The following is an 18,881-nucleotide window of genomic DNA, read 5'->3' on the forward strand; positions in this document are numbered from 1 at the left end:
CATCATGATGACAGGGGCGGGCAATATCGTTCCCCCTGTACGGCAGCAAGCTGCGGACACTGACGGGATTGCAACGCTATCCCCACTTTTGACAAGGGCCGCTGATGCCCTGAGTACTAAGGACAAGAGCATGATTCTCGATAATTTTTCATTACAGGGTAAAGTGGCGATTGTGACCGGTTGCGATACCGGGTTGGGACAGGGGATGGCGATTGGGCTGGCCCAGGCAGGCTGTGATATCGTGGGTGTCAACGTGGTCGAGCCGGAAGAAACTATCGCCAAAGTGACCGCGTTGGGTCGTCGTTTTCTGAGCCTGAAAGCCGACCTGAGCAAGCTGGAAGTGCTGCCTGAAGTGCTGGAACGTGCGGTGGCCGAATTCGGCCATATCGATATTCTAGTCAATAACGCCGGCATCATTCGCCGCCAGGATGCGCTGCAATTTAGCGAAAAAGATTGGGATGACGTGATGAACCTGAACATCAAGACGGTGTTCTTCATGTCTCAGGCGGTGGCCCGCCAGTTTATTGCCCAAGGCACCGGCGGCAAGATCATCAACATCGCCTCCATGCTGTCTTATCAAGGGGGCATCCGTGTGCCATCTTACACCGCATCGAAAAGTGCCGTGATGGGTGTCACCCGTCTGTTGGCCAACGAATGGGCCAGCCACGGTATCAACGTCAACGCGTTGGCTCCGGGCTATATGGCAACGAACAATACTCGCCAACTGCGCGACGATCAGGCTCGCAGCGAAGAAATCCTCGAGCGTATCCCGGCTGGCCGTTGGGGCCTGCCAGAAGATCTGATGGGGCCGGCGGTATTCCTGGCTTCGCCGGCTTCGGATTACATCAATGGCTACACCATTGCGGTGGATGGCGGCTGGTTGGCTCGCTAACTCGATAAAGAATAACCGATTGATTTTACTTGCGGAGAGCAGAAGATGAATATTGCACTGATGATGGAAAACAGCCAGGCGGGTAAAAATGCGCTGGTTCTCGAACAACTGCAGGCGGTTGCGGCTGGCAATCATGATGCGGTGTTCAACGTGGGGATGAGCGATGAGCAGGATCACCATCTGACCTATATCCATCTGGGGATTATGGCCAGCATTCTGTTGAACGCGGAAGCGGTTGATTTTGTGGTCACCGGCTGCGGTACCGGACAGGGCGCCTTGATGTCACTGAACATTCATCCTGGCGTGGTATGCGGCTACTGTATCGATCCTGCGGATGCCTTCCTGTTCGCGCAGATCAACAACGGTAATGCGCTGTCTCTGCCGTTTGCCAAAGGCTTCGGCTGGGGCGCAGAGCTGAACGTGCGCTATATCTTTGAGAAAGCCTTTACCGGGCGTAAAGGTGAAGGTTATCCGGTGGAGCGTAAGGAACCTCAGGTGCGTAACGCCGGGATCCTCAATCAGGTTAAGCAAGCGGTGATCAAAGATAACTACCTGGATACGCTGCGTGCCATCGATCCGGAGCTGGTGAAGACCGCGGTCAGCGGCCCTCGCTTCCAAGAATGCCTGTTCTCCAACGGCAAAAAGCCGGAGATCGTGGCGTTTGTCAAAGAACTGCTGGCCCACGCCTAATGTTCTTCAGGTGGCCGAATATCGGCCACCTGTTTATCCCATCCTTTGTTGTATCTCTCAGCTCAGTTAAAATGGTTTCCTCTTCCGCCGCAAAGGAAAGGTTATGAAGCTGATGTTCGCCTCGGACCTGCATGGTTCGCTCTCCGCCACTGACAAAATCCTCGAATTGTTTGCCCAAAGCCAGGCCGACTGGTTGATACTGCTGGGCGATTTGCTCAATCATGGCCCGCGTAATGCCTTGCCGGATAACTATCAGCCCGCACGGGTAGCCGAACAGTTGAATCACGTTAGTGACAAGATCGTTGCCGTTCGCGGTAATTGCGACAGCGAAGTCGATCAGATGCTGCTCACGTTTCCCATGATGGCACCTTACCAACAGGTGCTGTTACCGAAAAGACGATTGTTTTTAACCCACGGGCACCTTTATCATCCCAATACATTGCCGCCATTAACGGGTGGCGACGTGCTGGTCTATGGCCATACGCATCTGCCTCATGCACAAAGGCAGGGGGAAATCTACTGCTTTAATCCAGGCTCGGTCAGCATCCCGAAAGGGGGTTTTCCTGCCAGCTATGGCATACTGGCAGATGATGTCTTGAGCGTACTCGAATTGCACAACGGCAAGGTTGTTGCAGAGATGGCGTTAACGCACTAATTTTATAGACCCGGTAGCTCGGAAATGACGGCCATGGCTGTGGCTTGGCAGAGCAGGGGAACACCATAACAATCATTGAAGCAATCTCATTGATTAACCAGTGCGCGGCATGCATCGCGCCCAAAATAGAAGGTTTTACAGGATGGCGGAACAGGATCAGACTGCAGATACCGAGTGGGTTGATATCGTCAACGAGCAAAATGAAGTGATTGCTCAGTCCAGTCGTCAACAGATGCGTGCCCAACGGCTGCGTCATCGTGCGACCTATATTGTGGTGCATGACGGCATGGGGAAAATTTTGGTGCAGCGGCGCACCGATACCAAAGATTTTTACCCGGGCTGGATGGATGCCACCGCTGGCGGTGTGGTACAAAGCGGGGAAAACGTGTTGGACTCTGCTCGCCGTGAGGCGGAAGAGGAGCTAGGCATTGCCGGGATCCCGTTTGCCGAGCATGGCCTGTTCTACTTTGAAGAAACGGAGTGCCGTGTTTGGGGCGCGTTGTTCAGCTGCGTCGCCAATGGCCCGTTTGCTCTGCAGGAAGAAGAAGTGGCCGAAGTGAGCTGGCTGCTGCCAGAGGAGATCACCGCCCGTTGCGATGAGTTCACCCCCGACTCACTGAAGGCTTTATCTCTATGGCTGACGCGTAATAACGGCCAGGACTACGGTAAGCCGCTACCGCGTGAAAGTAGAGTTGGCCCTGGCGAGGAAGACGCCTGATTTAGCGTTCGGCCTTGCTGCCATAGCTGCGTCCGTCTTAACAATCAATAGGTTAGATAGGGTCGAACATGTTCGACCCCTACAAATTCAGCAACCTTGCCGCTTTATTATCAAATCAGATGGCCTTACCAACTCCCTGAAATCAGAAATGTAACCATCAATGACGTCATTCATACCTGTCTTCCTGCCCCAAATCCGCTGATCCTATCTACCTACAATTAGCTAACCGATCTATTCAAAATTCCTATCCTTGGCGTTACAAATCAATCAAGATAAAATATCTATATTTATCATCAGGTTATGATTTGTTGTGCGGGCGGTTTTGATAATTCACATCTTTAAATAAAAAATTCAAAACAACGTTTCTACTTTGGTCACACTTTTGCCATCCACTGAATGACGTTGGAAAATTTTCAGATATAATAATTTGAAATAGTGTTTCAGTTTGTTGGTTGGTAGATGCCAGGGCATCAGGGAGAGCAAAGAATGGACTTAGCCTTCAGTAGCAAGCAACCTGACAGCATAGCGACAGCGCGAACATTGGCCGCTGATGACTGGCTGAGTTTGGCCAGCGATCGTCTGAAAAGATTTATGGCTTTATCACTACGGGGAGGATGCTGAATCTGGGCAGACTGCCTGGCTTTTCATTTCTATTGTTTAATCTGACTTAAATTTTACTTAACTAATTTCATTTCTTTTTCTATTTAAATGGCTATGGGTAACAACCATGAATGAAAACAGAATGCTGGGGTTAGCCTATATATCACCTTATATAATAGGGTTGATCATATTTACGGCGTTCCCCTTTGTGTCATCATTCTTGCTCAGCTTTACGGAATATGACCTGATGAACCCCCCGGTGTTTAACGGGGTGGAAAACTATCGCTATATGCTGATGGAAGACCATCTTTTTTGGAAATCGATGGGCGTCACCTTTGCATATGTGTTTCTGACCATCCCGTTAAAATTGGCGTTTGCCTTGGGTATCGCTTTTGTCCTTAATTTTAAACTGCGCGGTATCGGTTTTTTCCGCACGGCTTATTACGTTCCTTCTATTCTTGGCAGCAGCGTGGCGATTGCCGTGCTGTGGCGTGCGCTATTTGCCATCGACGGGCTGCTGAACAGCTTTATCGGTGTCTTTGGCATGGATCCGATCAACTGGCTGGGCGAGCCTTCACTGGCATTAATGTCGGTAACCTTGCTGCGCGTATGGCAGTTCGGTTCCGCGATGGTGATTTTCCTGGCGGCGCTGCAGAACGTGCCTCAGTCACAATATGAAGCGGCCATGATCGATGGTGCCTCCAAGTGGCAGATGTTTATGAAGGTCACGGTACCGCTGATTACGCCGGTGATTTTCTTTAACTTTATTATGCAAACCACGCAGGCGTTCCAGGAGTTTACGGCCCCGTATGTTATTACCGGCGGCGGGCCAACCCATTACACCTACCTGTTCTCACTGTATATTTACGATACCGCCTTTAAATATTTTGATATGGGTTACGGTGCCGCCTTGGCGTGGATCCTGTTCCTGGTTGTGGCCCTGTTTGCCTCAATCGCCTTTAAATCATCGAAGTATTGGGTCTTCTACTCGGCAGACAAGGGTGGCAAAAATGGCTGACATGCAACAGAACCAATTACCCCTGTCCAATGCGCAGGAAATGGCGGAGCTTGAGGTCCAGCGCACATTGCGCAAGGAAAAAATCAGCGCCGCTATTCGTTACATAGTGCTGTTGCTGGTGGGTCTGCTGATGCTTTATCCGCTGGTGTGGATGTTCTCGGCATCGTTTAAACCTAACCAGGAGATTTTCACCACCCTGGGGCTGTGGCCAGATAATGCGACCTCGGATGGTTTCGTCAACGGCTGGAAAACCGGTACGGAATATAACTTTGGCCACTACATGCTTAATACCTTTAAGTTTGTGATCCCCAAGGTGTTATTAACCATTATCTCTTCGACCATTGTCGCCTACGGCTTTGCCCGCTTTGAGATCCCGTGGAAGAAATTCTGGTTTGCCACGCTGATCACCACCATGTTGCTGCCAAGCACGGTGCTGTTGATCCCGCAATACATCATGTTCCGTGAAATGGGCATGTTGGACAGCTATCTGCCGCTGTATCTGCCACTGGCATTTGCGACGCAGGGGTTCTTCGTCTTTATGTTGATCCAGTTCCTGCGCGGTGTGCCACGGGATATGGAAGAGGCGGCGCAGATCGATGGTTGCAACTCGTTCCAGGTGCTGTGGTACGTGGTGGTGCCGATCCTGAAACCGGCGATTATCTCCGTCGCGCTGTTCCAGTTCATGTGGTCGATGAATGATTTTATTGGCCCGTTGATCTACGTCTACAGCGTCGATAAATATCCAATTGCGCTGGCGTTGAAAATGTCTATCGACGTGACAGAAGGTGCGCCGTGGAACGAAATCCTGGCAATGGCAAGCATCTCTATTCTGCCGTCCATCATCGTGTTCTTCCTGGCCCAACGCTACTTTGTGCAGGGCGTTACCAGCAGCGGAATTAAAGGTTAATTGAGGATTTATCATGGCTGAAGTCATTTTTAATAATCTGCAGAAAGTGTACAGCAACGGTTACAAGGCAGTGCATGGCATCAATCTGACCATTGCCGACGGCGAGTTTATGGTGATTGTCGGCCCTTCCGGCTGCGCTAAATCGACCACGCTGCGGATGCTGGCAGGGCTGGAAACCATTAGCGGTGGCGAAGTGCGCATTGGCGATCGCGTGGTGAATAACCTGGCTCCTAAATCCCGTGGTATTGCCATGGTGTTCCAGAACTATGCGCTGTATCCGCATATGACGGTCAAAGATAACCTGGCCTTTGGCTTGAAGCTGAGCAAGCTACCTAAAGAGCAAATTGAAGAGCAGGTCAACGAAGCCGCCAAGATCCTCGAGCTGGAAGAGTTGCTGGATCGTTTGCCACGCCAGCTCTCCGGTGGGCAGGCGCAGCGTGTGGCCGTTGGCCGTGCGATTGTGAAAAAGCCGGACGTGTTCCTGTTCGATGAACCGTTGTCCAACCTGGATGCCAAGCTGCGTGCCTCGATGCGTATTCGTATCTCCGATTTGCACAAGCAGTTGAAAAAGAGCGGCAAACCGGCGACCACCGTGTATGTCACCCACGATCAAACCGAAGCCATGACCATGGGCGACCGTATCTGCGTGATGAAGCTGGGCCATATCATGCAGGTGGATACGCCAGACAACCTGTACCACTTCCCGAAAAACATGTTCGTGGCCGGCTTTATCGGTGCGCCAGAAATGAACATCAAGCCGAGCAAGCTGGTTGAGCAAGACGGCAAAATCGGCCTCACCGTCGGTAATTACACCCTGACGCTCAATCAGCATCAGCAGGATAAAGTCATCAGCTTTGTCGGGCAGGATGTGTTCTTCGGCGTGCGTCCAGAGTTTATATCCATTTCGGAATCGCCGTTTGAGGGTAACCACTCCCAAGGGGAATTGGTACGTGTCGAGAATATGGGCCATGAGTTCTTTGTTTACTTGAAGGTGAATGATTTTGAACTGACCTGCCGTATTCCTTCCGATGATGTCAAACCAATCCTGAAAAATGGCCTGCATCGTCCGGTTTACTTCAGGTTCGATATGGATAAGTGCCACATTTTTGATGCGAAAACGGAAAAGAACATTTCTCTTTAACAGGGGTTGTAAACCATGAAAAAAATAGTCTTACGTACTCTGGTAGCCTCATCTATGGCGATATTTGCCCATCAGGCTTTTGCCGCTGAGCAGGTTGACTTACGTATGTCCTGGTGGGGAGGCAATGGCCGCCATCAGGTCACATTGAAAGCGATTGAGGAGTTTCAGAAGCAGAACCCGGATATCAAGGTGAAATCCGAATATACCGGTTGGGACGGCCATCTTTCACGCCTGACCACCCAGATTGCCGGGGGCACCGAGCCGGACGTGATGCAGACCAACTGGAACTGGCTGCCGATCTTTTCTAAAACGGGCACCGGGTTCTACGATTTGAACAAGGTCAGCGAGTATCTGGACCTGACCCAGTTTGACCCGAAAGAGCTGCAAACGACCACCATCGACGGCAAGCTGAACGGCATCCCGATTTCGGTCACCTCGCGCGTTTTCTATTATAACGACGTCACCTGGAAAGATGCCGGTGTGCAATACCCGAATAACTGGGATGAGTTGCTCGCCGCGGGTAAAACCTTTAAAGAAAAATTGGGGGATAAATATTACCCGGTGGTGTTTGAGCACCAGGACACTTTCGCGCTGCTACGTTCCTACATGATCCAAAAATATAACGTCGACATTATCGATGAAGCGCAGAAAAAGTTTGCCTATAGCGAAGCACAATGGGTCGACTTCTTCCAGATGTATAAAAATATGGTCGACAGTCACGTCATGCCATCATCGAAATACTTCGCCTCGTTTGGCAAAAACAACATGTATGAGATGAAGCCCTGGATTGCCGGGGAGTGGGGCGGAACCTATATGTGGAACTCCACCATCAACAAATATTCCGACAACCTGAAGGCACCGGCCAAGTTGGTTTTAGGCCCATATCCTATGCTGCCGGGTGCCAAGGATGCGGGGCTATTCTTCAAGCCGTCGCAGATGTTCTCGATTGGCAAAAGCAGTAAGCATCCAAAAGAAGCTGCAATGTTGATTAACTTCCTGCTCAACAGCAAGGAAGGCGTTGAGGCTCTGAAACTGGAGCGGGGCGTACCATTAAGTAAAGCGGCGGTCAGCCAATTGACCGAAAGTGGTGTGATCCAGGATAGCGATCCGGCCGTTTCAGGATTGAAACTGGCGCTGTCATTGCCGCATGCCATCAGCGCTTCACCGTATTTTGACGATCCGCAGATCGTGGTGCTGTTCCAGGATGCCATTCAGAATATCGATTACGGTAAAAAAACGGTGGCAGAAGTCGCAGCTGACTTCCAGCGCCAGGGCGACCGTATTCTGAAACGCGCAATGCGCTAAGCAGCATTGTCCCCATCTTATCTTGGGTGGGGGCATATTTTATCTGTTAATCATTATATTCATTAACGCAAACAGGGAAGCCGTAAGAAAAAATAAACTTGTATTAAATAGCAATGACGCTTTGCCCATTTTTAAATAATAAGTATTTCAAATAACTCTATAACCCCTCTTGATAGCAGGGGGGCTATCTTTTTTATAATTAAATGATAAGGGTAGTAATAATGAAATTTAAATTATTGACTCTGGTGTTAGCCTCTGTAGCCAACTTTAGTGCAATGGCCATGTCGCTCGATCTGCGCCACGAATGGCAAGATACCGGCAAAGGCGACCATAAAGATCGCATGCTGGTTTCCCATCGCTTCGATAACGGCCTGGGATTCTCTCTGGAAGCGAAATGGCGTCAGGATTCATCAGACTCGACGCCTGATAAACCTTTCCACGAGCATGTTAGTAACGGAACTGAAGCCGTGGTCAGTTATCAACATAAATTTGATGCGATCACCCTGCAACCGGGATTCTCGATCGAGTCCAGCAGTAATAATAATGGCTATCGTCCTTACCTGCGTGCGCAGTATAACTTTACCAAAGACCTTTATGTGGCGGGTCGATATCGCTATGAATATAAGCGTACCACCTCAAAAGGGGCAGATTTTGATGAGAAAACCAACCGTGGTGATTTCTGGTTAGGTTATAACTTCTATAAGGACTGGTCAGCCGAATATAACTACGTTTATAAGAGCAGCAACAAGGTTATTTTTGACGACGGCAAAACCGATTATGAACATAACGTCAAGCTGGCCTACAAATGGGATAAAAACTGGAAGCCTTATGTTGAAGTGGGGAACGTGAAGCAGGACAGCAAAAATGATAACCGCCAGACGCGCTACCGTGTCGGTATCAACTATAGCTGGTAAGCAATGCTGAGATACCGGGGATGCCGTCTTGTCAGCGGGTTCCCGGTATCATCACAACTAACAACTGCTACGACGGCACAGCGTAGACGGAATCGACCCTTCGAGCTGCCACTCCTGGCCGTTCAAACGAGCCAGCAATGCCTTGCCCGCCTGGATACCAATCTCTTTGTGCGGCACGGTCATGGTCGTCAGCGGTGGCTGGCAGACCTGGCTGAATTCACTGTTACCAAACCCCACGATAGCCAGTTGATCGGGTACCTTGATCCGCCGCCGCTGGCATTCATACAGCGCGCCACAGGCCAACTCATCTGACGCACACACCAGCGCATCCAACTCTGGCCAGGCCAGCAAAAACTCCGGCAATTGTTGTGCACCGGTGCTGAAACTGGCGGGTTGTGCGGCATTAATGACCCGATGAGGGGACATGTGATGGTGTAGTAACGCCTTGTGCCAGCCCTGCAAATGCTGCTGGAAAATCCACTGTTCCTGATTGGCACACATCAGGCCAACGTTCTGATAGCCGCTGTTAATCACCGTCTGGGTCAGTTGATACATGGCGGCGACGTAATCGATGCCGATATTGATGTCGATCGGATCGGTGCGCATTGCTCCGATCTCCACCACCGGAATATTGGCCGTGGTTAATGCCTGGCGGGTATTCTCTGAGTGCTCCACGCTCAACAGCACGGCGGCAGCCAGGTTGTAAGAGAGCAGGGTTTCCAGCAACGTTTCTTCACGCTCAATGTGATGCTGTGACTCGGCCAGCATGATCTGGTAGCCCGCCGGTTGTAATACCCGCTGTAGCCCGGCAAACATATCCGCACAGCCGGACTCGGAGAAACTCGGCACCACCATGGCGATGGTATAAGAAGACGCCGAGGCTAACGAACTGGCCGCCAGGTTGGGGAGATAACCCAACTCACTGACCGCCGCCTCAATTTTTTCCCTCAGCTTATCTGAAACCTGCTCCGGTGTGCGGAGCGCCCGTGAGACGGTCATGGTGCCCACGCCTGCCAATTGGGCCACGTCGGCCAGGGTTACCCGGCCGGTACTGCGTCGTTTTCTACCGATCGACATTGCTGATCCTGACTGAAATGCGCGCATCACGCATAAATGAGCTAATGGGTTCGACATTCCTGATTCTTCGCCCATTCTATCCCGTTCCTTTGGTGAACGATCAAAAAACTGAGTCGTCCGCTTCCAGCCCCCATCATTTTGATAGCGCTATCACAGATCTGGATGATAGCCTTTTGGTAGCGCTATCTTTGTGGGCTTGGTCACGGTTTAACCCCGGCCCGTTGATTAAAGTTTTATCGTCGCCGGGCTATTCCATGACGGCTACGCGCCATCAAACGATCCATAGCCAACAGATTTCGTCGCGTATCGGCTCGGAAACTCTGGCGGCTTAAGGGAGAAAACCATAAGGAGGAGATGTGCTCAACGACTGGCTGAACGCCGACCATATTCAACTGTGCGATCGTGTCGCCGATTGGCAAGAGGCGGTAACGCTGAGTGCTCAGCCGCTGCTGCAACGTGAAGCGATCACAGCCGACTACCTGACGGCAATTTTTCGTCAGCATCAGGCGCTGGGGCCCTATTTTGTCTTGGCACCGGGTATTGCCATGCCACATGCCAGACCAGAGGAGGGGGCTAAAGCGCTGGGGCTTTCGCTGTTGAAGGTAAACCAGGGGGTGCCTTTTCATTCCGAAGATAACGACCCGGTATTCGTCGTGGTGATGCTTTCTGCTCCAGACGGCAGCAGCCACATTGAATTGATTTCGCAACTGGCCGAATTATTTTCGGATAGCGAGGCCATGGAGAAACTGTTCCAGGCACAAACCAAACGGCAAATTGAGGACGTTATCGCCAATTATTAATTGCTAACCGTTATACCCACGCGCTTCAACATCAAGCATCCGATTTATTTCGGGTGACGTTACTCTACACGCAATAATCAGCAGGTAATAATAATGAAAATCATGGCTATTTGTGGATCCGGATTAGGTAGCAGCTTTATGGTGGAAATGAACATCAAGAAGGTGCTGAAGAAAATGAATATCGAGGCAGAGGTAGAGCATTCCGATCTTTCCTCTGCCACGCCGGGTGCGGCAGACATCTTCGTGATGGCGAAAGATATTGCCGATAGTGCGAGCGTGCCCGCTGAACAGTTGGTGGTGATCAGCAATATCATTGATATTAATGAGCTTGAAGTCAAGCTGCGTGCTTACTTCGAAGCCCACTCGATTATTTAATCTAACCCGTTGGCGAGGTGGATATGTTTATCCAGGAAACGCTCAAGTTTGTGGTTGATATATTAAAGGTCCCGGCGGTATTGGTCGGGGTGATTGCCTTGATTGGGCTGTTGGCGCAAAAGAAATCATTTTCTGATGTGGTCAAAGGCACGGTTAAAACCATTCTGGGCTTTATTGTACTGGGCGGTGGGGCGACGGTATTAGTCGGCTCGCTGAATCCATTAGGTGGCATGTTTGAGCATGCGTTCAATATTCAGGGAATTATCCCCAATAACGAGGCCATTGTTTCTATCGCGTTAGAGAAGTACGGAGCATCTACCGCGCTGATCATGGCGTTTGGCATGGTGGCCAACATCGTCGTGGCTCGCTTTACCCGTCTGAAATACATCTTCCTGACCGGCCACCACACGTTCTACATGGCTTGTATGATTGGCATCATCCTTACCGTGGCTGGATTTGAGGGTGTACAGCTGGTATTCACCGGTGCACTGACGCTGGGGTTGGTCATGGCGTTCTTCCCGGCAATCGCCCAGCGCTATATGCGCCGCATCACCGGTAACGACGACATTGCCTTTGGCCATTTCGGCACCCTGGGCTATGTCCTTTCCGGCTGGATCGGCACCAAGGTAGGGAAAAGCTCACGTTCCACCGAGGAGATGAACCTACCGAAAAACCTCAGCTTCCTGCGTGACAGCTCGATTTCCATCTCAATGACCATGATCGTGATCTACCTGATCCTGGCAATTTGCGCAGGGCAGGCGTACGTCGAAAGCCAATTGAGCGGTGGGCAGAACTACCTGGTGTACTCGATTATTCAGGCGATCACTTTTGCCGCTGGGGTATTCATCATTCTGCAAGGGGTGCGGCTGATCCTGGCCGAGATCGTCCCGGCCTTTACCGGTTTCTCGGAAAAACTGGTGCCCAATGCCCGTCCGGCGCTGGATTGCCCGGTGGTCTATCCCTACGCCCCCAATGCGGTATTGATTGGTTTTCTGTTCAGCTTCCTGGGTGGTTTGGCCGGTCTGTTCCTGCTCGGCCAAATGAAAATGGTACTGATCCTGCCGGGTGTGGTGCCGCACTTCTTCACTGGGGCCACGGCCGGGGTATTCGGTAATGCGACTGGCGGGCGGCGCGGTGCCATGCTGGGTGCGTTTGCCAACGGTCTGTTGATTACCTTCCTGCCGGTGCTGTTGCTACCGGTGCTGGGAGCGCTGGGTTTTGCCAACACCACCTTCTCCGACGCGGACTTTGGCGTAGTGGGTATCGTGTTGGGCAATATGGCGCGCTTTATGACCAAGGAAATGATCATGGTGGCGATCGTGGCTATTTTTGGCCTGCTGGTCGCACATAACTACCTGGGGAAACGCAAAGGTGCTCCAGCCCGAAATAAAGAGGAAAGCTCATGAGCAATAGCGTGACCGATTTGACTCACATGGCCGCCGCGATCCGTTTGCAAACGCTGAAGGCGCTGACCGGACTAGGATTTGGCCATTACGGCGGCTGTATGTCGGTGGTCGAAACGCTGGCAGTGCTGTACGGCGAGGTGATGCGTATCGATCCGGGCGACCCGGATTGGCCCGAGCGTGACTATTTCATACTGTCGAAAGGCCATGCTGGCCCGGCGCTGTATAGCGTGTTGGCGCTTAAGGGCTACTTCCCGTTGGAGCAACTGCAAACGCTTAACCAGAATGGCACCCGGCTGCCCAGTCACCCGGACCGTTTGCTGACCCGTGGGGTAGATGCCACTACTGGATCGCTTGGACAGGGCGTTTCTATCGCTGCCGGTATGGCGCTGTCACACCAACTGGCGAAGCGCAGCAACCGGGTATTCTGCATCCTGGGGGATGGTGAGTTGAACGAAGGCCAATGCTGGGAAGCCTTCCAGTTTATCGCCCACCACAACCTGCATAATCTGACGCTGTTTATTGATTACAACAAGCAGCAACTGGACGGGACGTTGGATGAGGTGATCAAACCCTTCGATCTGGCTGGTAAATTCCGCGCCTTCGGTTTTGAAGTACAAACCGTGCGCGGAGATGATATCGCGGCGATCCGTGATGCCGTGCTGCCGGAGCGCAGTGGTGAGCAGCGGCCGTTGGTGGTGATCCTCGATAGCATCAAGGGGCAGGGCGTGGCATATCTGGAGAACCTGAAAAACTCACACCACCTGCGATTGACGTCAGATGTGCGCAGTGAAATTGAAAAGGCCATTGCCGAGCTGGAGGCTAGTTATGTTTAACCTGGACATGCCGTTGGAAAAAGATGCTGTCGAAATGCGTAAGGTCTACGCCAGCGCGATCCGCCAGCAGGCCGAGGCCGGTACGCCGGTGATTGCACTGGAAGCCGACCTGATGGGTTCGATGGCGATGGATAGCGTCCATCAGGATCACCCGGAACGGGTCATCAACTGCGGCATTATGGAGGCTAATGTGATTGGTGTAGCCGCCGGTTTGTCACTGACTGGCCGGGTGCCTTTTGTCCATACCTTCACCGCTTTTGCCAGCCGTCGCTGTTTTGATCAGCTGTTTATGTCGTTGGACTATCAGCGCAACAACGTCAAAGTGATCGCTTCCGATGCCGGGGTCAGTGCCTGCCATAACGGGGGGACGCATATGTCGTTTGAAGACATGGGGATCGTGCGTGGTCTGGCACATTCGGTGGTGCTGGAAGTGACCGACGCCACCATGTTCCAGGCTATTTTGCAGCAACTGGTGGAGCTGCAAGGCTTCTACTGGGTGCGAACTATCCGTAAGCAGGCGACACGCATTTATCCTGCAGACTATCGCTTCACCATCGGCAAGGCCAACCTGCTGCGTGATGGCAGTGATATCACACTGATTGCCAACGGTATTATGGTTGCCGAAGCGTTGCAGGCGGCGCAGGAGTTGGCGCAGCGAGGTATCAGCGCGGCGGTGATTGATATGTTCACGCTCAAGCCTATCGACCGGGACATTATCAAAACCTTTGCGGCGAAAACCGGCAAAATCGTCACCTGCGAGAACCATAGCATCCATAACGGGCTTGGCTCGGCAGTGGCGGAAGTGCTGGTGGAAGAGTATCCGGTGCCGATGCGGCGGGTGGGGGTAAAAGGACGCTATGGGCAAGTGGGCACTCAGGAGTTCTTACAACAGGAGTATGGTTTGACGGCTAGGCATATTGTGGCGGCAGCGGATGAACTGTTAGCGCTTGGCTAGTCCCTCACCCCAACCCTCTCCCACAGGGAGAGGGAGTTAGTCCGGGGTCGTGGGCAGGTAGGTAAGCTAATCAGTGCTACTGTGTAGGGGCGCCGCATGCTGCGCCCGTGAGTGAGGGGGATCAGGCAGTGTATTGCCCGGCGCAATGTGTCCCCAATTCTGCCTGCTCCTGCAATATCTGCATCGCTTGCTGGTAGTTCATCTCTTTGCGGAACAGCCCGGCGGTGCCCAAGATGAACATATCCACATCGGCAGCCAACGTTTTGACGATAGCGGGTGAGATAGCCCCATCGATGGCGATTTTTGCTCCGCTGTGATGTTCCTTCAGCATCTGGCGCAAGCGGCGGGTTTTATCGATGGCATTGTGGATAAACGGCTGGCCGGCAAAGCCAGGGTTGACCGACATCACCAACACGACATCGACCACATCGAGTACCTCGCTCAAGCAACTCAGGGGCGTGCCAGGATTAATGGCCACGCCAGCCTTGACGCCACGCTGGCGAATATTGCTCAGGGTTCGGTGCAGATGCGTCGGAGCTTCGGCGTGAACGTAAATAATGTTGCAGCCCAGATCGGCAAACTTGTCGATATACGCGTCCGGGTTGCTCATCATCAGATGGGCGTCATAAGGGATGGTCGCCAGCTTGGCGACGGCTTTGATATCTTCCGGCCCCAGCGCCAAATTGGGAACAAAATGGCCATCCATAATATCGATGTGGAACATCGCGGCTCCCGCAGCTTCCAGTTCGGCCAGCTCTTCAGCCAGACGGGAGAAATCTACACACATCAGTGAAGGGCAGAATGCGTTACTCATGACTGGGTCTCCAGTGCGGCGATCATTGCCACGCGTTTCTGATGACGATCTCCTTCGAACCGGGCGTTAAGCCACTCGTCGACGATCATTTTTGCCAGCTCGGCACCGATGACCCGTGAACCAAAGGCCAGAATATTGGTGTTATTGTGCTGGCGGGACAGCTTGGCCGAGTAAGGCTCGCTGCATACCACCGCGCGGATGCCGTTGACCTTGTTGGCGGCAATGGAGATACCGATACCTGAACCACAGATGAGGATGCCAAGCTCGGCCTCTTGCGAAACCACCGCGTCGGCGACAGCTTTGGCGTACAGCGGGTAATCGGTACGCAGTTCCCCATAAGTGCCTTTGTCCATCACCTCGATCCCTTTCGCTTCCAGATGCTGAATAATGGTGGGTTTTAAAATGATCCCTACATGGTCACAGCCAATGGCAATTTTCATCGTTTATCCTCTGTTATCGCTGCCTCACCGGCAGCGACAAATTCACAGTAATGCATTAATAATGGGAGTTTTTAGTGGTTAAGCGCCTTGCAGGCTGTCTTCCAGATTCGATTTAATCAGTGTCACATGTGGACCATAAATTACCTGGATCCCTTGGCCTCTGCGGATCACTCCCCGTGCTCCTGAGCTTTTAAGCAGGCTATCGTCCACCAGATTTTCATCGGCGACGGTGATGCGCAGCCGTGTGGCGCAACAGTCGATATTGGTGATGTTGGCTTTGCCACCCAGGCCCGCAACAATCAACTCGGATACCTGATCCGCTGCTGGCACATTGCCTTTGGCGGCCTCGACATCTTTGCGGGTATAGAGCTTGGTTTCCTGACCTTCGTCTTCACGCCCCGGGGTTTTGAAGTTGAAGCGCAGGATCAGGAAGCGGAAGCTGAAGTAGTAAATCGGGAACAGTGGAATGCCGATCAGGATGGCATTGATCCAATGGCTTTTGGCGTTGCCTTGCAGCACGCCAAACAGGACGAAGTCAATCAGGCTGCCGGAGAAGGTTTGCCCAACGCCGACGTTAAAGATGTGGCACAGCATGAATGACAGGCCTGCCAGCACGCAGTGCAGTACATACAGCAGTGGGGCTGCGAACAGGAATGAGAACTCGATAGGTTCGGTGATTCCGGTCAACACGGCGGTCAGCGTGGCGGACAGCAGCAGACCCAACACCAACTTGCGGTGTTCAGGTTTGGCGCAGTGGTAGATAGCCAAGGCGGCCCCTGGGATACCAAACAGGTAGAACGGGAATTTACCGGCCATAAAGCGGGTGGCTTCTACTGAGAACTCCTTGGTATTAGGGCTGGCCAGCTCGGCAAAGAAGATGTTCTGCGCGCCGGAGACCGAGATACCGTCGATAATTTCGGTTCCGCCCAGCCCGGTTTGCCAGAATGGCATATAGAACACGTGGTGCAGGCCAAACGGTATCAGCGCACGTTCGATAAAGCCGTAGATGAAGGTGCCCGCATAACCGGCGCGGTTGACCAATCCGCCGAGATGCATGATCCCTTCCTGGATCGTTGGCCAGATATAGAACATCAGGATACCCACACCCACGTAAGTCAGCGCGGTAACGATAGGGACAAAGCGGGTACCGCCAAAGAAGGAAAACGTTGCCGGCAACTCGATACGGTAAAAACGGTTGTGCAGAGCAGCAACGCCTAGGCCAACCAGCACCCCACCGAACACGCCCATCTGCAATGAGTTGATCCCCACGCTCATTCCCAGCGATCCGTCAGGCAAGGCTCCGGGAGTTAATAACCCGTTGAGTTGCAGCATGGCATTGATGGTGGCGTGCATGGCAAAGAAGCCGACGGCACCGGAGATGGCGGCAACCTGTTTCTCTTTGGTGGCCATACCCATCGCGACGCCGATGGCAAACAACATGGGCAAGTTGGAGAACACCACGCTGCCAGCACTTTTCATCACGGTCAGTAATGCGTGAAGTATCGTGCCGTCACCCAACAGGGATTGCAGGCCGTAGGATTCGATGGTGGTGGCGTTGGTGAATGACGCGCCAATGCCAAGCAGCAACCCGGCGACGGGGAGCAGGGCGATGGGCAGCATAAAAGAGTGCCCTATACGCTGAAGAATACCGAAGAATGACGATTTCATTTATGTTCCCTCAAAGCAGATCTGGTATCGCATAGTGATTTTTTTCCCGGAGCAAAGTGGCTTCATCCTGAACCGGAATACCATGAACTTCACGGAATATATTATTGGTGTGAAGTTATCATCAATGCAATAGCCTGAGGAGATCGACTTCACAAAAACTAAAACTTTTGTGAATACAGGGTAGGTTCCAGTAGACGCGCGTGACGAGATAGGGGGGTAATCCAGCTTGGAACAGTGATTGCCAAGGCTGATGTTTTTGTGGGATGTTCGAAATTTTACGTTATGGTCAGTGGTTGTGAATTTATTACTGTGAATGCGTAGATAGGGATTCATGTCCGGCGAGGGGCTGTGGTAAGCTACTGGCGTATATCGACAAAAACTGCGGCGGGAATAAATGGCAAATCAGCGGGAAGCGTTACCGGATACCGAAAATGCACTGGCCATCGGGGCTAAAATCAAAATGTCGCTCTCTTCGCTGAATCCGACAGAGCGCAGTATCGTTGAGTGGTTGATCACCAAAGGCAACATCACAAAGGCTACCGGGCTGCGTGAAGTGGCGGGGTGTCTCGATGTCTCTGAACCCTTGATCGTCAAGGTAGCCAAGAAAATTGGTTATTCCGGCTTTCGCGAACTGCGAAGCGCGTTGGTGAGTTATTTCAACTTTTTGCCCTACGAAAAAGAGGAAGAGATCACTGCCGATGACAATCTGGATACCGTGCTGGATAAGGTGTTCAGTAACAGTATCCAGGTGCTGAAGGAGGCGCAGTCGGTCGCGGATACTCAGGTGATTGGGCAGGCTGCCAGCCTGATTTATCGCGCCCGGCGGGTGGTGATCCTTGGTGTGGGGGGCTCGGCGTCGGTATGCCTGGATTTTGAACACAAGCTGTTGCGTATTGGCATCATCAGCCACAGCTATAGCGACTTTCACCTGATGTTGATGGTGGCCAGTCAGTTGGACGAGCAGGATGTGGTGATCGTGATTTCCCAATCAGGAGAGACTCGCGAACTGCTGAAGGCAGTCGAAATTGCCAATGCCCGTCATGCCAAGGTGATATGCATTACCAACGATAATGCCTCGCCGCTGTCGCAGTGCGCGGATTTATCGATTTTCAGCCCGGCCATGAGCGGGCCGTTGCTGGGGCAGAATGCGGTGGCGAGGATCATTCAGCTTAATCTGTTGGATACGCTATTTATCGCCATTTTGTTGCAGGATTATCAGGGAAATAAGCAGCGACTGGAGCGGGGAATACAAGTAGTGGAACCGTTGCATGGCAAGAAAAGCTAACCTCGGGGGCATGCTTGCTAGTTAACGTTATTTTCCCCTCACCCAGCCCTCTCCCCAAAAATGAGAGGGTGCCTGTCCGGAGTTATATTCAGGTATAGACGCTAATCTGAAATCGGAATGATACTGAGGACTAATGCCGCAGCTAAATTGTAGCGCTATGTCATAATACCGATCGTTTAAGCATTGCTTAAACGATTAGTGATCGCTTTACTCGCTGTATTGGAGACGGCCGAGGTTTCAGATGGTTTTCCTGAAACAACGCGGGTTGTTTGCCCAGCTTCTAAAGCGCGCTCAAAGGCTTCTATTCGTGCTATATATCTGGCGCGTTGTTGTTCCAATCTATTCATAGAAGTATGGCGTTCGTAAGAGGTCATGTATTCAATGTGTA

Annotated in this window: 20 protein-coding genes; 15 read left to right on the plus strand and 5 right to left on the minus strand. The window is 52.1% G+C overall.

The window, feature by feature from the left end:
* The first annotated feature begins 130 nt into the window (after positions 1-130).
* The 9 genes from kduD (at position 131) to U869_RS0122955 (ending at position 8,840) form a co-directional block, all read left to right on the plus strand.
* Positions 131-892 carry a 2-dehydro-3-deoxy-D-gluconate 5-dehydrogenase KduD gene (gene kduD, locus U869_RS0122910; RefSeq protein WP_025120677.1) on the plus strand — a complete coding sequence of 254 codons (762 nt, stop codon included), beginning with the start codon at positions 131-133 and terminating at the stop codon, positions 890-892.
* Positions 893-937: 45 nt separating this feature from the next.
* Positions 938-1,582, plus strand: a complete 645-nt coding sequence (locus U869_RS0122915) for an RpiB/LacA/LacB family sugar-phosphate isomerase (RefSeq protein WP_025120676.1) — start codon at positions 938-940, stop codon at positions 1,580-1,582.
* A gap of 103 nt (positions 1,583-1,685) precedes the next feature.
* Positions 1,686-2,237 (plus strand): phosphodiesterase, encoded by a 552-nt coding sequence (gene yfcE / locus U869_RS0122920; protein ID WP_025120675.1) that lies wholly within the window; start codon positions 1,686-1,688, stop codon positions 2,235-2,237.
* Between the two features lie 142 nt (positions 2,238-2,379).
* Positions 2,380-2,955 (plus strand): NUDIX hydrolase YfcD, encoded by a 576-nt coding sequence (gene yfcD / locus U869_RS0122925; protein WP_025120674.1) that lies wholly within the window; start codon positions 2,380-2,382, stop codon positions 2,953-2,955.
* A gap of 727 nt (positions 2,956-3,682) precedes the next feature.
* A complete protein-coding gene (locus U869_RS0122935) occupies positions 3,683-4,573 on the plus strand; it encodes a carbohydrate ABC transporter permease (protein WP_024485193.1) in 891 nt (296 codons plus the stop codon).
* On the plus strand, positions 4,566-5,480 hold the full coding sequence (locus U869_RS0122940; protein ID WP_025120673.1) for a carbohydrate ABC transporter permease: 915 nt from the start codon (positions 4,566-4,568) through the stop codon (positions 5,478-5,480). The genes U869_RS0122935 and U869_RS0122940 overlap by 8 nt, the downstream gene beginning before the upstream one ends.
* A 13-nt stretch (positions 5,481-5,493) precedes the next feature.
* The gene (locus U869_RS0122945) at positions 5,494-6,621 is read left to right on the plus strand and encodes an ABC transporter ATP-binding protein (protein ID WP_025120672.1); all 1,128 of its coding nucleotides are present in this window, start codon (positions 5,494-5,496) and stop codon (positions 6,619-6,621) included.
* A 15-nt stretch (positions 6,622-6,636) separates the two neighbouring features.
* Positions 6,637-7,926, plus strand: coding sequence for an ABC transporter substrate-binding protein (locus U869_RS0122950; RefSeq protein WP_025120671.1), 1,290 nt, complete (start codon positions 6,637-6,639; stop codon positions 7,924-7,926).
* A 221-nt stretch (positions 7,927-8,147) separates the two neighbouring features.
* The gene (locus U869_RS0122955) at positions 8,148-8,840 is read left to right on the plus strand and encodes an oligogalacturonate-specific porin KdgM family protein (protein WP_025120670.1); all 693 of its coding nucleotides are present in this window, start codon (positions 8,148-8,150) and stop codon (positions 8,838-8,840) included.
* Positions 8,841-8,897: 57 nt separating this feature from the next.
* On the opposite strand, the gene U869_RS0122960 is transcribed toward U869_RS0122955, so the two are convergent.
* On the minus strand, positions 8,898-9,917 hold the full coding sequence (locus U869_RS0122960) for a LacI family DNA-binding transcriptional regulator (protein WP_025120669.1): 1,020 nt from the start codon (positions 9,915-9,917) through the stop codon (positions 8,898-8,900).
* A 356-nt stretch (positions 9,918-10,273) separates the two neighbouring features.
* Here U869_RS0122960 and U869_RS0122965 point away from each other — a divergent pair, with 356 nt between their 5' ends.
* The 5 genes from U869_RS0122965 to U869_RS0122985 all read left to right on the plus strand — a co-directional run bounded on the left by U869_RS0122965 (position 10,274) and on the right by U869_RS0122985 (position 14,286).
* Positions 10,274-10,717, plus strand: coding sequence for a PTS sugar transporter subunit IIA (locus U869_RS0122965; protein ID WP_025120668.1), 444 nt, complete (start codon positions 10,274-10,276; stop codon positions 10,715-10,717).
* 93 nt (positions 10,718-10,810) lie between these two features.
* Positions 10,811-11,092 carry a PTS sugar transporter subunit IIB gene (locus tag U869_RS0122970; protein ID WP_025120667.1) on the plus strand — a complete coding sequence of 94 codons (282 nt, stop codon included), beginning with the start codon at positions 10,811-10,813 and terminating at the stop codon, positions 11,090-11,092.
* A gap of 23 nt (positions 11,093-11,115) precedes the next feature.
* Positions 11,116-12,498: a PTS ascorbate transporter subunit IIC gene (locus U869_RS0122975; protein ID WP_025120666.1), complete on the plus strand. Its 1,383-nt coding sequence runs from the start codon at positions 11,116-11,118 to the stop codon at positions 12,496-12,498.
* Positions 12,495-13,331 carry a transketolase gene (locus U869_RS0122980; RefSeq protein WP_025120665.1) on the plus strand — a complete coding sequence of 279 codons (837 nt, stop codon included), beginning with the start codon at positions 12,495-12,497 and terminating at the stop codon, positions 13,329-13,331. The genes U869_RS0122975 and U869_RS0122980 overlap by 4 nt, the downstream gene beginning before the upstream one ends.
* Positions 13,324-14,286 (plus strand): transketolase family protein, encoded by a 963-nt coding sequence (locus U869_RS0122985; RefSeq protein ID WP_025120664.1) that lies wholly within the window; start codon positions 13,324-13,326, stop codon positions 14,284-14,286. The genes U869_RS0122980 and U869_RS0122985 overlap by 8 nt, the downstream gene beginning before the upstream one ends.
* 121 nt (positions 14,287-14,407) lie before the next feature.
* Here the strand turns inward: U869_RS0122985 and rpe are convergent, their stop codons facing one another.
* From rpe to U869_RS0123000, 3 genes are all read right to left on the minus strand, one after another.
* On the minus strand, positions 14,408-15,100 hold the full coding sequence (gene rpe / locus U869_RS0122990; protein ID WP_025120663.1) for a ribulose-phosphate 3-epimerase: 693 nt from the start codon (positions 15,098-15,100) through the stop codon (positions 14,408-14,410).
* Positions 15,097-15,540: a ribose 5-phosphate isomerase B gene (gene rpiB / locus U869_RS0122995; RefSeq protein WP_025120662.1), complete on the minus strand. Its 444-nt coding sequence runs from the start codon at positions 15,538-15,540 to the stop codon at positions 15,097-15,099. Before rpiB ends, rpe begins: the two co-directional genes overlap by 4 nt.
* A 78-nt stretch (positions 15,541-15,618) precedes the next feature.
* Entirely contained in the window at positions 15,619-17,208 is a 1,590-nt protein-coding gene (locus U869_RS0123000) for a PTS transporter subunit EIIC (protein WP_025120661.1), read from the minus strand.
* 394 nt (positions 17,209-17,602) lie between these two features.
* Here U869_RS0123000 and U869_RS0123005 point away from each other — a divergent pair, with 394 nt between their 5' ends.
* Positions 17,603-18,493 carry an SIS domain-containing protein gene (locus U869_RS0123005; RefSeq protein WP_025120660.1) on the plus strand — a complete coding sequence of 297 codons (891 nt, stop codon included), beginning with the start codon at positions 17,603-17,605 and terminating at the stop codon, positions 18,491-18,493.
* A 176-nt stretch (positions 18,494-18,669) separates the two neighbouring features.
* On the opposite strand, the gene U869_RS32615 is transcribed toward U869_RS0123005, so the two are convergent.
* The coding region (locus tag U869_RS32615) for a hypothetical protein (RefSeq protein ID WP_232785387.1) at positions 18,670-18,881 on the minus strand (212 nt) is incomplete at its 5' end.

It is taken from the genome of Serratia sp. H1w (assembly GCF_000633355.1).
Lineage (GTDB): Bacteria > Pseudomonadota > Gammaproteobacteria > Enterobacterales > Enterobacteriaceae > Chania.

What these genes read in the sequence shown, in the direction of transcription:
- U869_RS0122950 (WP_025120671.1), top strand. Translation starts at nt 6,637, where the DNA reads ATGAAAAAAATAGTCTTACGTACTCTGGTAGCCTCATCTATGGCGATA.
- U869_RS0122955 (WP_025120670.1), top strand. Translation starts at nt 8,148, where the DNA reads ATGAAATTTAAATTATTGACTCTGGTGTTAGCCTCTGTAGCCAACTTT.
- yfcE (WP_025120675.1), top strand. Translation starts at nt 1,686, where the DNA reads ATGAAGCTGATGTTCGCCTCGGACCTGCATGGTTCGCTCTCCGCCACT.
- U869_RS0122980 (WP_025120665.1), top strand. Translation starts at nt 12,495, where the DNA reads ATGAGCAATAGCGTGACCGATTTGACTCACATGGCCGCCGCGATCCGT.
- U869_RS0122940 (WP_025120673.1), top strand. Translation starts at nt 4,566, where the DNA reads ATGGCTGACATGCAACAGAACCAATTACCCCTGTCCAATGCGCAGGAA.
- rpiB (WP_025120662.1), bottom strand. Translation starts at nt 15,540, where the DNA reads ATGAAAATTGCCATTGGCTGTGACCATGTAGGGATCATTTTAAAACCC.
- U869_RS0122975 (WP_025120666.1), top strand. Translation starts at nt 11,116, where the DNA reads ATGTTTATCCAGGAAACGCTCAAGTTTGTGGTTGATATATTAAAGGTC.
- U869_RS0123005 (WP_025120660.1), top strand. Translation starts at nt 17,603, where the DNA reads ATGGCAAATCAGCGGGAAGCGTTACCGGATACCGAAAATGCACTGGCC.
- U869_RS0122970 (WP_025120667.1), top strand. Translation starts at nt 10,811, where the DNA reads ATGAAAATCATGGCTATTTGTGGATCCGGATTAGGTAGCAGCTTTATG.
- yfcD (WP_025120674.1), top strand. Translation starts at nt 2,380, where the DNA reads ATGGCGGAACAGGATCAGACTGCAGATACCGAGTGGGTTGATATCGTC.
- U869_RS0122935 (WP_024485193.1), top strand. Translation starts at nt 3,683, where the DNA reads ATGAATGAAAACAGAATGCTGGGGTTAGCCTATATATCACCTTATATA.
- rpe (WP_025120663.1), bottom strand. Translation starts at nt 15,100, where the DNA reads ATGAGTAACGCATTCTGCCCTTCACTGATGTGTGTAGATTTCTCCCGT.
- U869_RS0123000 (WP_025120661.1), bottom strand. Translation starts at nt 17,208, where the DNA reads ATGAAATCGTCATTCTTCGGTATTCTTCAGCGTATAGGGCACTCTTTT.
- U869_RS0122960 (WP_025120669.1), bottom strand. Translation starts at nt 9,917, where the DNA reads ATGTCGATCGGTAGAAAACGACGCAGTACCGGCCGGGTAACCCTGGCC.
- U869_RS0122985 (WP_025120664.1), top strand. Translation starts at nt 13,324, where the DNA reads ATGTTTAACCTGGACATGCCGTTGGAAAAAGATGCTGTCGAAATGCGT.
- kduD (WP_025120677.1), top strand. Translation starts at nt 131, where the DNA reads ATGATTCTCGATAATTTTTCATTACAGGGTAAAGTGGCGATTGTGACC.
- U869_RS0122915 (WP_025120676.1), top strand. Translation starts at nt 938, where the DNA reads ATGAATATTGCACTGATGATGGAAAACAGCCAGGCGGGTAAAAATGCG.
- U869_RS0122945 (WP_025120672.1), top strand. Translation starts at nt 5,494, where the DNA reads ATGGCTGAAGTCATTTTTAATAATCTGCAGAAAGTGTACAGCAACGGT.